The organism is Xanthomonas cannabis (assembly GCF_040616535.1).
Lineage (GTDB): Bacteria > Pseudomonadota > Gammaproteobacteria > Xanthomonadales > Xanthomonadaceae > Xanthomonas > Xanthomonas cannabis.
The window spans coordinates 1,612,823-1,628,179 of the sequence record NZ_CP136580.1 but is presented as its reverse complement, the minus strand read 5'-3'; the positions used below and the strand labels follow the sequence as shown (position 1 = coordinate 1,628,179).

16 protein-coding genes are annotated in these 15,357 nt (G+C 67.9%); 14 read left to right on the top strand and 2 right to left on the bottom strand.

Going from position 1 to position 15,357, the window contains the following annotated elements; all coding sequences use genetic code 11:
• Window positions 1-143 precede the first annotated feature (143 nt).
• The 13 genes from RZV17_RS06980 to RZV17_RS06920 all read left to right on the top strand — a co-directional run bounded on the left by RZV17_RS06980 (window position 144) and on the right by RZV17_RS06920 (window position 11,199).
• On the top strand, window positions 144-734 hold the full coding sequence (locus tag RZV17_RS06980; RefSeq protein ID WP_047693667.1) for an HAD family hydrolase: 591 nt from the start codon (window positions 144-146) through the stop codon (window positions 732-734).
• Between the two features lie 7 nt (window positions 735-741).
• Window positions 742-1,161 (top strand): Rnf electron transport complex subunit RnfB, encoded by a 420-nt coding sequence (rnfB, locus tag RZV17_RS06975; RefSeq protein ID WP_081422320.1) that lies wholly within the window; start codon window positions 742-744, stop codon window positions 1,159-1,161.
• A gap of 172 nt (window positions 1,162-1,333) precedes the next feature.
• Window positions 1,334-2,122: a hypothetical protein gene (locus tag RZV17_RS06970; RefSeq protein ID WP_184374048.1), complete on the top strand. Its 789-nt coding sequence runs from the start codon at window positions 1,334-1,336 to the stop codon at window positions 2,120-2,122.
• Between the two features lie 85 nt (window positions 2,123-2,207).
• On the top strand, window positions 2,208-2,573 hold the full coding sequence (locus RZV17_RS06965) for a DUF4345 family protein (protein ID WP_166751363.1): 366 nt from the start codon (window positions 2,208-2,210) through the stop codon (window positions 2,571-2,573).
• Between the two features lie 58 nt (window positions 2,574-2,631).
• Window positions 2,632-3,195 (top strand): sigma-70 family RNA polymerase sigma factor, encoded by a 564-nt coding sequence (locus tag RZV17_RS06960; RefSeq protein WP_039412353.1) that lies wholly within the window; start codon window positions 2,632-2,634, stop codon window positions 3,193-3,195.
• Entirely contained in the window at window positions 3,192-4,025 is an 834-nt protein-coding gene (locus RZV17_RS06955) for an anti-sigma factor domain-containing protein (RefSeq protein WP_184374047.1), read from the top strand. The genes RZV17_RS06960 and RZV17_RS06955 overlap by 4 nt, the downstream gene beginning before the upstream one ends.
• A 346-nt stretch (window positions 4,026-4,371) precedes the next feature.
• A complete protein-coding gene (locus RZV17_RS06950; protein ID WP_166778154.1) occupies window positions 4,372-5,370 on the top strand; it encodes an acyl-CoA desaturase in 999 nt (332 codons plus the stop codon).
• Window positions 5,367-6,617 (top strand): FAD-dependent oxidoreductase, encoded by a 1,251-nt coding sequence (locus tag RZV17_RS06945; protein WP_355608192.1) that lies wholly within the window; start codon window positions 5,367-5,369, stop codon window positions 6,615-6,617. The genes RZV17_RS06950 and RZV17_RS06945 overlap by 4 nt, the downstream gene beginning before the upstream one ends.
• Entirely contained in the window at window positions 6,617-7,501 is an 885-nt protein-coding gene (locus RZV17_RS06940) for a DUF1365 domain-containing protein (RefSeq protein ID WP_355609229.1), read from the top strand. Before RZV17_RS06945 ends, RZV17_RS06940 begins: the two co-directional genes overlap by 1 nt.
• Entirely contained in the window at window positions 7,498-8,790 is a 1,293-nt protein-coding gene (locus tag RZV17_RS06935) for a class I SAM-dependent methyltransferase (RefSeq protein ID WP_355608189.1), read from the top strand. Before RZV17_RS06940 ends, RZV17_RS06935 begins: the two co-directional genes overlap by 4 nt.
• A complete protein-coding gene (locus RZV17_RS06930; RefSeq protein WP_355608186.1) occupies window positions 8,787-9,332 on the top strand; it encodes a DUF2878 domain-containing protein in 546 nt (181 codons plus the stop codon). Before RZV17_RS06935 ends, RZV17_RS06930 begins: the two co-directional genes overlap by 4 nt.
• The gene (locus tag RZV17_RS06925; RefSeq protein WP_166750600.1) at window positions 9,329-10,111 is read left to right on the top strand and encodes a DUF1295 domain-containing protein; all 783 of its coding nucleotides are present in this window, start codon (window positions 9,329-9,331) and stop codon (window positions 10,109-10,111) included. The genes RZV17_RS06930 and RZV17_RS06925 overlap by 4 nt, the downstream gene beginning before the upstream one ends.
• Before the next feature lie 17 nt (window positions 10,112-10,128).
• A complete protein-coding gene (locus RZV17_RS06920; RefSeq protein WP_166743317.1) occupies window positions 10,129-11,199 on the top strand; it encodes a cyclopropane-fatty-acyl-phospholipid synthase family protein in 1,071 nt (356 codons plus the stop codon).
• 153 nt (window positions 11,200-11,352) lie between these two features.
• Here RZV17_RS06920 and RZV17_RS06915 read toward each other — a convergent pair whose 3' ends face one another.
• Together RZV17_RS06915 and RZV17_RS06910 are read right to left on the bottom strand one after the other, a co-directional pair.
• The gene (locus RZV17_RS06915) at window positions 11,353-11,700 is read right to left on the bottom strand and encodes a RidA family protein (RefSeq protein ID WP_039412318.1); all 348 of its coding nucleotides are present in this window, start codon (window positions 11,698-11,700) and stop codon (window positions 11,353-11,355) included.
• A gap of 10 nt (window positions 11,701-11,710) precedes the next feature.
• Window positions 11,711-12,388, bottom strand: a complete 678-nt coding sequence (locus tag RZV17_RS06910; RefSeq protein ID WP_355608183.1) for a DUF998 domain-containing protein — start codon at window positions 12,386-12,388, stop codon at window positions 11,711-11,713.
• A 298-nt stretch (window positions 12,389-12,686) separates the two neighbouring features.
• Here RZV17_RS06910 and mprF point away from each other — a divergent pair, with 298 nt between their 5' ends.
• Window positions 12,687-15,251, top strand: a complete 2,565-nt coding sequence (gene mprF / locus RZV17_RS06905) for a bifunctional lysylphosphatidylglycerol flippase/synthetase MprF (protein ID WP_355608180.1) — start codon at window positions 12,687-12,689, stop codon at window positions 15,249-15,251.
• Window positions 15,252-15,357 lie beyond the last annotated feature (106 nt).

Sequence of the window (15,357 nt, the reverse complement as noted above, 5' to 3'; positions counted from 1 at the left end):
GGCACCTTCTCCCACCGGGAGAAGGGAAAACGGATTGGCCCGAGAAATACGGCGCCCTCCCCGACTCTCGCTACCGACTCTCGCTGCCGAACCGACTCTCGCCCCAACTCCCACGAATCCCCAATCCCAAATCCCAGCCCCCCATGCACCTGGCCCTGTTCGATTTCGACCACACCATCACCACCTGCGACACCTACGCGCGCTTTCTGCGCAAGGTGGCGGCGCCGGCGCAGGTGGCAGCGGCAAAGTGGCAGGTCGGTCCCTGGGTGCTTGGCTATCGCATGGGCATTGTGTCTGCAGCGGCCCTGCGCGCCCGCGTGACGCGCCTGGTGTTCAGTGGCCGCGCGCTGGACGAGATGGTCGCGCATGGCGCCGATTACGCGCGCACCGCACTCCCGGGCGTGTTGCGTGCCGAGATGATGCAGCGTATCGACTGGCATCAGGCGCAGGGGCACGAAGTGGTGCTGGTGTCGGCATCGCTGGATCTGTACCTGCAACCGTGGTGCGCGCAACACGGGCTGTCGCTGATCTGCAACCGGCTGGAGCACCACGGCGGCCGCCTCAGCGGGCGCTATGCCGAGGGCGATTGCGGGCCGTACAAGGCCGCGCAGATCCGCGCGCGCTACGATCTGTCGCACTATGCGTGCGTGCATGCCTATGGCGACAGCCGCGAAGACAAACCCATGCTCGCACTGGCGCAACAGCGCTGGTTTCGCGGCCATCCGCTGCACTGATGCGGCAATGATCACACCTGCGCCCGATCTGGTCGAACGCCTCGACCGCCTGCTGCCGCAGACCCAGTGCGGCCAGTGCGGCTACGACGGCTGCCGCCCGTACGCGCAGGCCATGGCCGATGGGCGCGCCGGCGTGGACCATTGCCCGCCCGGCGGCGATGCCGGCGCACGTGCGCTGGCCCGGGTGCTGGATGTGCCGGCACGCCCCTTCGATCGCAGCCGCGGCGCGCACAAACCGCCGCAAGTGGCCTGGATCGTGGAAGCCGATTGCATCGGCTGCACCAAGTGCATCCAGGCCTGCCCGGTGGATGCCATCGTCGGCGGTGCCAAGCACATGCACACGGTGATCGCACCGCTGTGCACCGGTTGCGAGCTGTGTCTGCCGGCATGCCCGGTGGATTGCATCGTGCTGCACGCCGCCGGCTAGGCATCGGCCTGCGCACCGGTACTGGCCCTGCGCGCTCCCAGCCGCGCGACCCGGCGCGGCGCCGGACCGGTGGCCCAGTCCTACACGCAGTCAGGAACGTCCTGACCCCGCCGGCGCATCCGTGCTGCGGCCGCGCCCGTATTGCTAGGCACTCCCATCGAGGATTCCACCGATGCGTCCATTTGCTGCTGCCGTTGCCGCGCTGGCCAGACACTGCCGGCCGATCCCGCCGTTGCTGCTGCTGGTGCTGGGCAGTGCACCGCTGTCGGCCGCAGCGGTCACGCGCGTGGATGGCGATGCCTTCGATGCCGACAACGGCGCACTGCGGTATCGCGAATCGCACTGGCTGCTCGACGACGGCGGCCGGTTGGTGTTGTATCGCTGCCCGAACGGGCAACCCTTTGCGCGCAAGCAGGTCGAAGGCGGCGGCACCGCGCCCGACTTCAGCCTGCTCGATGGACGCGACGGCTATCGCGAAGGCGTGCGTCGGCGCGATGGCGTGCGCGAAATGTTCCAGCAGCAGCCCGGCAAGCCCGAACGCCACACGCCACTGCCGGCCGGCGAAGACGAGCGCGTGATCGATGCCGGCTTCGATGCGTATCTGCGCACCTACTGGGACGCACTCGCCGGCGCCCCGCAGCGCGTGGACTTCGTTTTGCCCAGCCTGCAGCGGCAGCTGGCGTTCAAGGTCGAACGCATCGGCGACAGCGGCGGCCAGCGGCGTTTGCGCATTTCGCTCGATGCGTGGTACGGCGCGGCGGTGCCGTCGCTGGAGGTGCGCTATTCCATCGCCAACAAACGGCTGCTCGAATTCCGCGGCGTCGGCAACCTGCGCGATGCACAGGGGCGTTACCCGCGGGTGCGCATCGTTTTCCCGGACACCGCTGCGCGTGCCAGCACCGATGACGAGCTGCGCCAGGCGCGCGAGCAGGCGCTGGCCCGCAGCTGCGAGGCGCCGTGAGCCACACGCGCCACATCTTCACGCCCGACCACACGCCGTTGCGTACAACGGCCCGGGCACCCATTCCTCGTACAGGACCACCGTCATGGCAAAAGCCTATCTCTGGATCAACGCAGTGCTCTACGTCGTCCTGGCGATCTGGTGCACGCTTTCCCCGACCAAGACCGCAAACGCGGTCGGCTACACGCAGCTGTCGCCGGCCGGCCAGTCGGAATATCTGGTCATCTATGGCGGCCTGCAGCTGGGCATGGCGTTCCTGTTCGGCTATTTCGCCTGGATCGACCAGCCACGCACCGGCCTGGTGGTCGCACTGGCCTTCTACGTCCCCATCGTGCTGTTCCGCAGCGTCTCGCTGGCGCGCCTGTGGCCGGTCTCCGCGCCTACCGTGGCGCTTGCCGGCGTGGAGATCCTGCTGCTGCTCGCTGCCGTGCTGCTCTGGCTGCGCAAGTGACAGACAGCGCCTGCCCAGTCCGGTAGCATCGCCCCCACCTTACCCAACGCCCGACCGCATGAGTGCCATTCCTGGCCACGACGACGATGAAACCGGACGCCTGCTGACCGCAACCGCGGGCGGCGACCGGCATGCCTTCGAAGCGCTGTACCGGCAGACCTCGCCCAAACTGTTCGGGGTCTGCCTGCGCATGATCCCGCAACGTGCCGAAGCCGAAGAGGTGCTGCAGGACGTGTTCACGCTGATCTGGCACAAGGCCGGCCAGTTCGACCCCAGCCGTGCGCGCGGGCTGACCTGGCTGGCGATGATCGCGCGCAACAAGGCGATCGATCACCTGCGCGCCAACGCGCCGCAGCGCCGCAACGTGGCGCTGGACGATGCAGGTGAACTGCGCGATGGCGATGTCTCGCCGCTGGAGCGCACCGAGCGTGCCAGCACGCGGCGGCGCATCGACCACTGCCTGGCCGAGCTCGAGCCGCCACGCAGCGAATTGATCCGCACCGCGTTCTTCGAAGGCATCACCTACGAAGAACTCGCCGCGCGCACCGATACACCGATCGGCACGGTCAAGAGCTGGATCCGCCGCGGCCTGGCCAAACTCAAGGCATGTCTGGAACGATGAGCACGCCCTTTCCCATCGACCAGGAACCGCCGCGCGACGTGCTTGCCGGCGAATACGTACTGGGTCTGCTGAGCGCCGAAGAGCGCCTGGCAGCCGAACAGCGCATTGCCACCGACGGTCAATTCGCGCAGGCGGTGCTGCAGTGGCAGGCGCATCTGGCGCCACTGCTGGAAGAAATCGCCGCGGTGACGCCCCCCGACCAGGTCTGGGCGCAGGTGCGCCGGAGCCTGGGCTTCGACACCCCGCTACGTGCCGTGCCTTCGGCAACGCCGGCCATGACCACCGCGCCGGTCGCGCCGTTGTGGAACAACGTGCGGTTCTGGCGCTGGGCCAGCGCCGGTGGCGTTGCCACTGCGGCCGTCTGCGTGCTCGCACTGCTGACCTTGCGCACGCCGCAGGCACCGGTGCCGCCACCCACCTCGGGCCCTGTCGTGCAGACGCCGGTCACCCCGCCTGCAGTCACGCCGCCGCCGGCCACCGGCATCGCCATGACGTCCACCCTCGCCACCGAGGACGGCCGGCCGGGGTATGTGGCGCTGATGGATGCCGACAAGCACACCATCACCGTGACGCCACTGGATCGCACCGCCACCGCCGACAAGGTGCCGGAGCTGTGGCTGATCACTCCCGACGGCAAGGCGCATTCGATGGGCACCTTCGACGACCAGCGCGCACGTCGCGCGCAGATTCCCGATCAGCTGATGCCCATGCTGAGCAACGAGGCGATCCTGGCCGTGACGCTGGAGCCGCCGGGCGGTGCGCCGGGTGGCGTGGCCACCGGCACCGTGGTCGCCAAGGGCGGCATCAGCACGCTGGCAATGGCGCCCTGATCCATCGTGGCACCCACCTGCTGCGCGTCGCATGACGGTGCGCAGCAGGTGGGTGCCACCCGTCTTCGCAGTGCATTGGCCTGCGCCGGCTCCCGTCGACAGGGGGCCGTCCGGCCTGCGTATGGCGGGCCGATCTGCTTGGCATGCGTCCCCGTCTGCGCAGCGTCTTTCACAAGCAGCCTCATCCGCGTCGGTGATACTGGGCGCACACATTGGTGTGCGCGTTGCGCGATTGCCTGGCGCAGCCAACCGGGCCTCATCCATGCATGCGACGATCAAGCGGGCTGGTGCATCTATTGGCCGGCCGTTTCCGTAGAGGGTCACGACTATCGATGGAGATTCATGCGTGCCGAGTACTGAACTCGACCCTCGCGCTGCACCGCCCCAGCCGCCATCCACGCAGCGCCGTGGCTGGGTTGCGTCCCGTGTCGGCAGCCTGCGCCGCTGGGTGGATTCGCAAACCGATGAGCCGCTGGACGAGGCGCGCGCCGACCGGATCGACTGGCTGCGTGCCCTGCCCTTCATTGCGCTGCATGTGGCCTGCCTGGCGGTGTTCTGGGTGGGCGCGTCGTGGTTTGCGGTCGGCACGGCGTTGGCGCTGTATGCGCTGCGCATGTTCGCCCTTACCGGGTTCTATCACCGCTATTTCTCGCATCGCGCGTTCAAGACCTCGCGCGTGCTGCAGTTCGTGTTTGCGGCCATCGGCGCCACCTGCGTGCAGCGCGGGCCGCTGTGGTGGGCGGCGCATCACCGCAACCATCATCGGCATACCGACACCGGCCGCGACCCGCATTCGCCGGCCCAGCATGGCTTCTGGTGGAGCCATACCGGCTGGTTCCTGACCCCGCGCAATTTCCGCACCGACTGGGAGGTGATCCCGGATCTGCGCCGGTTTGCCGAGCTGCGCTTTCTCGACCGCTTCGACATCGTGATGCCGGTGCTGCTGGCGCTGGGGCTGTACCTGCTTGGCGACTGGCTGGCCGATGCGGCGCCGGCGCTGCAGACCACCGGGCCGCAGCTGCTGGTGTGGGGGTTCGCCATTTCCACCGTGGCGCTGTTCCATGCAACGTTCACCATCAACTCGCTGGCGCACCGCTTCGGCAGCCGCCGCTTCGACACCCGCGACGACAGCCGCAACAACTGGCTGCTGGCGCTGATCACCTTCGGCGAAGGTTGGCACAACAATCACCATTTCTTCCCCGGCTCGGCGCGGCAAGGCATGCGCTGGTGGGAGTACGACATGACCTGGTACGGCCTCAAGGCGATGTCGTGGGTCGGGCTGGTGTGGGATCTCAAGCCGATGCCGGCCATGCTCACCCGCCGCGCGCAGCGGGTGTCGCGATGAGCGAGGGCCAGATTGCCGTGGTCGGCAGCGGGATTGCCGGCCTGGGCGCCGCGTGGCTGTTGTCGCGTCGCTACGAAGTCACCTTGTTCGAGGCGGCGGATTACCTGGGCGGTCACACGCATACGCATGACCTCCAGCTGGACGGTCAGCGCTATGCGGTGGACAGCGGCTTCATCGTGTTCAACCCGCAGCACTACCCGTTGCTCACCCGCCTGTTTGCCGAACTGGACGTGGCCGCCCAGCCGACCACGATGAGTTTTTCGGTGCACGATGCCGGCAGCGGGCTGGAATACAACGCCGGCACGCTGGACGGGCTGTTCTGCCAGCGCCGCAACCTGCTCAGCCCGCGCTTCTGGGGCATGCTGGCCGACCTGCGCCGGTTCTACCGCCAGGCACCGGCGGTACTGCACAGCGAGGAACGCTTCAGCACCCTGGGAGCGTATCTGCAGCGGCATGGCTACTCGGCAGCGTTCCGCGACCAGCACCTGGTGCCGATGGCATCGGCGCTGTGGTCCTCGCCGTCGCAGACCATCCTTGAATTTCCGATGGGCCAGCTGATCGGCTTCATGGCCAACCATCACATGCTGCAGATCAGCGGCCGGCCGCAATGGCAGGTGGTGCGCGGCGGCTCCAACAGCTATGTGCGTGCGCTGCGTCGGCGCTGGCAGGTGCTGGAGCGGCTCTCCACGCCGGTGCACGCGATCCGGCGCGCGCCCGATGGCGTGGTGGTGACGTCCTCGCGCGGCCAGGAACACTTCGATGAAGTGGTCCTGGCCTGCCACGCCGACGATGCGCTGGCATTGCTCAGCGACGCGACCGATGCCGAGCTACAGATCCTGGGCGGAATCACCTACCAGGACAACGACACCGTGCTGCACACCGATGCCCGCGTGCTGCCGCGCGACCGGCGTGCCTGGGCGGCGTGGAATGCGCACGTACCGGCCGACCCGCAGGCACCCTGCACGGTGAGTTACTGGATGAACGCGCTGCAGTCGATCGAATCGCCGCAGCCGTTCATCGTCAGCCTCAATCGCGATCACGACATCGACCCGGACAAGGTGCTGCGACGCATGCGCTATCGCCACCCGGTGCAGAACGCGGCCGCACTCGCGGCACAGGGCCGCAAGGCCGAGATCCAGGGCGTGCAGCACACCTGGTTTGCCGGCGCCGCATGGGGCTTCGGCTTCCATGAAGACGGCCTGCGCAGCGGCGCGGACGTGGCGCACGCGCTGGGAGTGAGCTGGTGATGCAGTTGCTGCGCGAAGCCGGCCAGGGGGCCGTGCCGCTGCCTCCCGGTGAGGACAGCGGCTCCGCCAGCATGGCAGGCACACTGCGCAGCGCGGTCTATACCGGATGGGTGCGGCATCGGCGCTTCGTGCCCAAGCCGCTGGATTTCCGCTATCGCCTGTTCCTGATGTACCTGGACCTGTCCGAGCTGGATCAGGTGTTTGCGCACCGCTGGCTGTGGTCGGTGGGCCGGGCCAATCTGGCGCAATTTCGCCGCAGCGATTATCTCGGCGACCCGCAGATTCCGCTGGACGAGGCGGTGCGTGCGTGCGTGCACGCGCACACCGGCGAGCGCCCGGAGGGCGCGATCCGCCTGCTGACGCATCTGCGTTACTTCGGGCATGTGTTCAACCCGGTGAGCTTCTATTACTGCTTCGATCGCCACGATGCACTGCGCTGGATCGTGGCGGAGATCACCAACACGCCGTGGCAACAACGGCACACCTACGTGCTGCCCGTCGCACAGGCGCGTACCCATCGCGATGTGCACGCATGGCGCTTCGACAAGCGCTTCCACGTGTCGCCGTTCATGGGCATGCAGCATCGCTACGACTGGCGCTTCAGCGTGCCGGATGCGCAGCTGCGTGTGCACATGGACGTGCTGGATGCGCTCGACGACGATGCCTCAGGCGCCATCGACAACAGCCCGGTGCGTCGCTTCGATGCCACCTTGGTGCTGCAACGCCAGCCCCTGACTGCGCGCACCCTGGCGCGCACCTTGTTCGCTTATCCCCTGATGACCGTGCAGGTGGTGGTCGCCATCCACTGGCAGGCACTGCGCCTGTGGCTGCGCGGCAACCCGGTCCACGACCATCCCCATCCGCCTGTGCGAGATCCCCGATGAACGCCACGTCCCTGCCCGATACCGCTGCGCCGCGCGCGGCCTCCTGGACGGACCGCCTGTTGCGCAAGCGCCTGCTGGCCACACTCGGCGAGCTGCGCGACGGGCAACTGCACCTGCACGAGGCCGACGGCGTCACCACGCTCGGCAACGCTAGCGGCGCGCAGGCGCTGCAGATGCAGTTGCGCGTCATCGACCCCGGCTTCTATCGCCAGGCTGCGCTCAACGGCAGCGTGGGCGCCGGCGAGTCGTACATGGATGGCCAGTGGCAGTGCGACGACCTGGTCGCGCTGATGCGCCTGCTGCTGCGCAACCGCGCGCGGCTCGATGCAATGGAAACCGGCACCGCACGCATCGGTGGCTGGGCGATGCGCAGCCTGCACGCGCTGGCCCGCAACACCCGCAGCGGCAGCCGCCGCAACATCGCCGCGCATTACGACCTGGGCAACCCGCTGTTCAAGCTGTTCCTGGATGAGAACCTGATGTACTCCTCGGCGATCTTCGTCGATGGCGAAGAAGCGCAGGGCGAGGCGGCCCTGGAACGCGCCGCCACCCGTAAGCTCGAACGCATCTGCCAGAAACTGCGCCTGGGTCCGCAGCATCACGTGGTGGAGATCGGCACCGGCTGGGGCGGTTTTGCCCTGCATGCCGCGCGCGAGCACGGCTGTCGCGTCACCACCACCACCATTTCGCGCGAGCAGTTCGACCTGGCCACGCAACGCATCGCCGATGCCGGCCTGGGCGACCGGGTCACCGTGTTGCTGAGCGACTACCGCGACCTGCAAGGCCGCTTCGACCGCGTGGTTTCGATCGAGATGATCGAGGCGATCGGCCACCAGTATCTGGACACTTATTTCGCCAAGGTCGGCAGCCTGCTGGCCGACGACGGCGAAGCGCTGATCCAGGCCATCACCATCGAAGATCATCGCTACAAGCAGGCGTTGCATTCGGTGGACTTCATCAAGCGCCACATCTTCCCCGGCAGCTTCATCCCGTCGGTGGCGGCGATGACCGGAGCCATCGCACGCGCCAGCGACCTGCGGCTGTTCAACCTGGAAGACATCGGCCCCAGCTATGCGCTGACCTTGCGCGCCTGGCGGCAGCGTTTCATGGGGCAACTGCCGCAAGTGCGTGCGCTGGGCTACGACGAGCGCTTCATCCGCATGTGGGAGTTCTATCTGGCCTATTGCGAGGCCGGCTTTCTGGAGCGCTCGATCGGCGACGTGCACCTGTGGCTGAGCAAGCCCGGCGCACGTCCACCGCAGTTCGTGCCAGGCCTTGCGGGCGCATGAAGCAACTCGGCAACTATCTCGGCCTGCAGGTGCTGTGGCTGGTAGCCGTCAGCGCCGCCGCGCATGCGCGGGTGTGGCCCACGCTGCTGGTGCTGGCGCTGTTTGCCCTTTATCAGCTGTGGCCGTCGCGACGCGCTGCAGGCGATGTGCAGTTGATGGTCACCGGCCTGTCGCTGGGGCTGTTGCTGGATACCACCCTGGCCGCCGGCGGCTGGCTGCGTTACGCCGCGCCCTGGCCCGGGAGCGTGCTGGCGCCGCCGTGGATCCTGGCGTTGTGGCTGGGCTTTGCGCTCACGCTCAACCACTCCTTGCGCAGCGTGATGCAGCGGACATGGCTGGCGGTGCTGCTCGGCGCGGTGTTCGGGCCGGTGTCGTACTGGCTGGCGCAACGCAGCTGGCATGCGGTGGAGCTGTTGCCGCCGCAACTGCATGCCACGCTCGCGCTGAGTGTTGGCTGGGGCCTGGCCTGCGGCGTGTTGTCGCTGTATGCACAGCGCCTGGCGCGACCATTGCCGCAGACCACGACCGGAGAACTGCAATGACTGCCTGGCCGCTGCTGCATGTCGCGCTATTTGCCACGGGGGTGATGGTGCTGGGCTGGCTGTGGCAGCGCCGCAGCGGCAATGCCGGCCCGGTGGATGTGTTGTGGGCCGGCTGCCTGGCGCTGGCCGCGCCCTATTGCGCGTGGATGGCCGACGGCGCGCCGTTGCCGCGCGTGCTGGTGGCGGTGCTCGGCGGCGTCTGGGGCGCGCGCCTGGCCTGGCACCTGGGTGTGCGCGTGTTCGGCGACCCGCACGAAGACGGCCGCTACCGCGCATTGCGTGAGCATTGGAACGGCAACCAGGCCAAGTTTCTCGGCTTCTTCCTGGCGCAGGCGGTGGTGGTGGTGCTGTTTGCGGTGCCGTTCCTGGCTGCAGCAAGCAATCCGGAGCCGCATTGGAGCGTGTGGAGCGGTATCGCGATCGTGGTGTGGTTGATCGCCGTGGGTGGCGAGGCCCTGGCCGATCGGCAGCTGTCGGCGCACAAGGCCAACCCGGCCAATCGCGGCACCACCTGCCGCAAGGGGCTGTGGCGCTACTCGCGCCACCCCAATTATTTTTTCGAGTTCGTGCACTGGTTTGCCTATCTGGCGCTGGCGGTCGGGGCCGGGCCCTGGCCGGTGGCGCTGTGCGCGCTCGGGCCGGTGGTGATGTTCGTGTTCCTGTATCGCTTCACCGGTATTCCCTACACCGAGCAGCAGGCACTGCGCTCGCGTGGCGAGGACTACGCGCACTACCAGCGCACCACCAGTGCGTTTTTCCCGCTTCCCCCTTCGTCCTGAGTTGCCTGGAGAGTTGCATGTCCACCGTCACCGCCCCGCCCTCCTCGCTGCCCGAAGAAGCCTTTGCCACCCGCCTGGCCGAATCGGGGGTGCTGCCCGACGCCGCATTGCGCTACGGCATCCGCCGTCTGTGTGCGCAGCGCCTGCGCGATGAGCGCGGTAACGATGCCGATGCCAACGGCGAGCGCCAGCGTGCCTTCATCGACAGCCTGCGCGCCAGCGCCATCGCGATCGAAACCGATGCGGCCAATCGCCAGCACTACGAATTGCCACCGCAGTTCTTCACCCTGTGCCTGGGCAAGCGGCTGAAGTACAGCAGTTGCTACTGGGACGCGAGCACGCCGGATCTGGATGCGGCCGAAGAACGCATGCTGGCGCTGTACGGCGAGCGCGCCGAGCTGGCCGACGGCCAGCGCATCCTGGAGCTGGGCTGCGGCTGGGGCTCGCTGACCCTGTGGATGGCCGAGCGTTACCCCAATGCCACCATCACGGCGGTATCCAACTCACGCCCGCAGCGCGCGCATATCCTGGAGCAGTGCCGCATCCGCGGCCTGGGCAACGTGCAGGTGATCACCGCCGACGTCAACGCGCTGGCGCTGCCACCCGGCAACTTCGACCGCGTGGTCTCGGTGGAGATGTTCGAGCACATGCGCAATTACCGCGACCTGCTGGCACGCGTGGGCAGCTGGCTGGCGCCGGGCGGCAAGTTGTTCGTGCATATCTTCTGCCACCGCGATCTGGCCTACCCGTTCGAAGTGGCCGGCGAAGACAACTGGATGGGGCGGCATTTCTTCACCGGCGGGCTGATGCCGGCAGCCGATACGCTGCTGCATTTTCAGCAGGACGTGGTCATCGAACAGCGCTGGGTGCTGTCGGGCGAGCATTACGAAAAGACCGCCAATGCCTGGCTGGAAAACCAGGACCGCCACCGCGACCAGATCATGCCGTTGCTGCGCCAGACCTATGGCGACGACGCGCAGCGGTGGTGGCAGCGCTGGCGCATGTTCTGGCTGGCCTGCGCGGAACTGTTCGGCTACGACCAGGGCCGCGAATGGGGCGTGGCGCACTACCGCTTCGTCAAGCGCTGATCGTCCGCGGCGGTTGGGACAGGCAGTGCAGTGATGGCTGGCGTCGCAGGCATCGGAGGCGGCACGCACTCGGAACCGCAGTGCATGCACTTCCGTGCACGGGGCGGCGCTTTGCCCCGTGCAGCCGCTCGATCGCCGCGGCGAATCGTGCGATCAGCCCGCCGCGGCGGTGATCACGATTTCCACTTTCCATTCCGGCCGCGCCAACCTGGCCTCGACGGTGGCACGCGCCGGGGTGAAGCCATGCGGCACCCACTCGTCCCAGGCGGCGTTCATGCCGTCGAAGTCGGCAATGTCGGCCAGGTAGATTTCGGCGCGCAGGATCTTGGTCTTGTCGCTGGCGGCCAGCGCCAGCAGCTTGTCGATCTCGCCCAGCACCTGGCGGGTCTGCCCGGTGATGTCTTCGCTGGTGTCTTCGGCAATCTGGCCGGCCAGGTAACACACGCCGCCATGGACGGTCATCTCGGACATACGCGGACCCGCATCGAATCGCTGCAGCATTTCTGACTTCCTACGGTTGGTGGACCCGGCCATTGTCCCGCGAATGCGCGAGGCGTGCAGCCCCATCCCGCGCGACGCGCCGCAGCCACAGCCCGACCCGCACCATCCAGACCACGATCAGCACGATGGCGATCTTTTGGCTGATGCCCAGCGGCGCGCCGCTGACCGTGACATGGAACAGCAAGGCCGCGAACGCCGCCCAGCCCAACGCGAATGCGCCGACAAAATGCGCGCGCCACGCCCGATCGCGGCGGAAATACCACGATTGCAGCAAGACCGCAGCGATCACGCACAGGAACGTGGCGTCCGCCGACAGCACGTGCACCATCGGTGCCGCATCCGGCGCCAGCTGCGGCATCCAGCTGTCGCCGATCGACACCGCGCACAGGCCAAGCGCCGCACACCAGAACAGGCCCAGTACCGTGCGGCTGCGTGCCACCGGCGCCAGTGCCGCGTAAACGCCCGCCGCCAGCCACGCCATTGCCGCCGCCAGCAGGCAATACGCGGTGCGCAGCAGCAGGCCGTAGGATCCATGCAGATAGGAGCTCAGTTGCGCATCGATCCACCACAGGTCGTCGCGCAGCCATTGCAGCAGCACCACCAGGCCGATGAAGGCGCTGCCGGCGCCGGCGGCAAGCGCACCGGCCTGGCCGCTCCAGTGCGGCGGCAGCGACGTTGCCGCCGACATGGGCGCTGCCGGCGCGCCAAGGTCCGGAGTGCCCATCAGTAGCCTGTCTGCCTTCCAACTGTGGTGCAGTGCATCTGTGTCCCCTGCGGCACCTGCGTGTGCCTTTGGCCTATGATGCGCGCGGCCGGCCCGTGCCGACAGGTGCCGGCCCGATCGCGCCGTGCGTTCACCCTGTTTCGGCACTGACGCGATCACGCTGCATGCTTCTCCAACCGTCCGGCCCATGCAGACCCACCGCGCCCGCGGCACATCTCGTGCATGCGTCTTCCTTCCCTCTTATGCAGATCCCGTTGCCCTCATGACGGATACCCCCGTGTCTACCGAAGCGCCTTCCAGCGGTTGGCGTCGCGCCCTGCCGGTCATCATCAGCCTGGCCATCCTGGCGATGGCGCTGCATGCGCTGTCGGCGCAGTTCACCGACCATGGGTATCGCCAGATCCGCCAGGCGTTCCGTGCGCTGGGTGCGGGGCAGATCGCTCTGACGCTGCTGCTGGGGTTGAGCAGCTACGCATGCCTGGTGGGCTTTGACTGGGTGGGGCTCAAGCGCACCGGCAAGCGGCTGCATCCGGCGCGGGTGGGCATCACCGCCTTCATGGCGCACGCGGTGGGCCAGACCCTGGGCTTTGCCGCACTCACCGGCGGCGCCGTGCGCCTGCGCGGCTATGGCAGCGTCGGGCTGACCCTGGCCGAGATCGGCCAGGTGGTACTGATGAGCACGCTGGGCTTCATCTTCGGCGCCTGGGTCCTGCTCGGGCTGGCGCTGATGCTGGAACCGGAAGCGGCCGCGCGCGCCTTGCCGATCACCGCCGACGCCATCCGCATCGCCGGCATCGCCTTGCTGGTGGGGTATGTGGCCATGCTGGTGCTGGTGGGCAGACAGGGCCGCGAATTCGGCATCCGCAGCCATCGCTTCTGGCTGCCCGACCGCACCACCGTGCTCGGCGTGACCGCCCTGAGCGTGGTCGAACTGGGCCTGGCCGCTGCGGCGTTCTACGTGCTGCTGCCGCCGGACCCGGGCACCGGCTACTTCGGCTTCATCGGTATCTGGCTGGTGGCGGTGGTCGCCGGCCTGATCTCCACCGTGCCGGCCGGGCTGGGCGTGTTCGAGTGGAGCCTGCTCAAGCTGCTGCCGCATGTAACGCCTGCCGCCGTGTTGGCCGCGGCGCTGGCGTATCGCGTCACCTACTACATCGTGCCGCTGCTGATTTCGGTGGCCATGGCCGCCGCCTCGGGGCTGGGCGCACCGGTACGCGCCAGTGCCAGTACTGCACGCACAGTGTGGAAGGCGCTGCGCCCGTGGTTGCCGCAGATCCTGGCCCTGGCGGTGTTTGCGGTGGGCGCGGCGCTGATGATCGACGGCACCCTGCCCACCCCGCGCGCGCGCCAGGAAGTGGCGCCATTGCCGCTGATCGAAACCTCGCATCTGCTGGTCAGCCTGGGCGGCATGATGCTGCTGCTGATCGGCCAGGGCCTGCAGCGCCGCAGTCACGCGGCCTGGATGCTGGCGCTGGGCGTGTGCGTGCTGGTGCCGCCGCTGGCCTTGCTGCGCGGCAGCCATATCTCGGTGTCGCTGTCGGCCGCACTGGCCGCGCTGGCGCTATGGGCGGCGCGCCGCGAGTTCTACCGCCAGGGCGCGCTGCTGGACGAAGCCTGGTCCTGGCGCTGGCTGAGCAACCTGGGCCTGGTGCTGGTGGCCACGTTCTGGCTGCTGTTCTTCGTCTACAGCCACGTCGAATACAGCAACGATCTGTGGTGGGAGTTCGCCACCTCGGCCAATGCACCGCGTGCGCTGCGCGCGGCGCTGATCCTGTGCGTGGGCGTGATCATGTTCGGCATGGCGCGGTTGCTGCGCGGCGGGCGCCGGCCGATGCCGCCGGCCGATGCGCAGGCCCTGCAGGCGCTGGCGCCGATCCTGGAGACCAGCACCGACACCCAGGCCTGCCTGGCGTTGACCGGCGACAAGGCGTTCCTGTTCGATGAGGGCAACCGCGGTTTCGTGATGATGCAGCGCTATGGCGGGTCGCTGATTTCGATGGGCGACCCGGTGGGCCCGCCCGAAGTGGCGCGCGCACTGATCTGGCGTTTCCGCGAGGAGGCCGACCACATGGGCCTGCGTCCGGTGTTCTATCAGGTGGGCGAGAAATACTGGCAGAGCTACCTGGACATGGGCATGACCCTGGTCAAGCTGGGCGAAGAGGCGATCGTGCCGCTGGAGAACTTCACCCTGGAGGGCCGTGACCGCGCCGATCTGCGCCAGGCCTGGAACCGCGGCAAGCGCAGTGGCCTGACCTTCCGCATGCTGCAGCCCGACCAGGTGGATGCGGTGTTGCCGCGCCTGGCCGAGGTGTCCGAGCAGTGGCTGGACGAAAAGGCCGGCGAAGAAAAGGGCTTTTCGCTGGGCAGCTTCGATGCCGACTACCTGCGCCGTTTTCCGGTGGCGATGGCCGAGGCGGAAGGCCGGATCGTGGCCTTCGCCAACGTGTGGTGGGCGCCGGCCGGCGGCGAGCTGTCGGTGGACCTGATGCGGCACAGCGCCGAAGCCCCCAAGGGCACGATGGACTTCCTGTTCATCGAGCTGTTCCTGTGGGGCCAGGCCAACGGCTACAAGCGCTTCTCGCTGGGCATGGCGCCATTGTCCGGGTTGGCCGAGCATCGCCTGGCCGGCCGCTGGAACCGCTTCGCCAGCCTGGTGGCACGCCATGGCGAACGCTTCTACGGGTTTAGCGGGCTGCGTCGCTTCAAGTCGAAGTTCGCCCCGACCTGGCGCCCGCGCTATCTGGTGGCGCCTGGCGGCATGCATCTGCCGGCCGCATTGCTGGATGTCACCCGCTTGATCTCGGTGGATCCGGGCCGGCAGGAGTAAGGCCGCTCGATACCTGCGGTTAGGCGATGCCTCGCTCTGCTTCGGGCGCTTGCACGTGTGCCTGAAGGCATTGCTTGCCGATCAGCGGTGGCAATCTTGGGAGCGC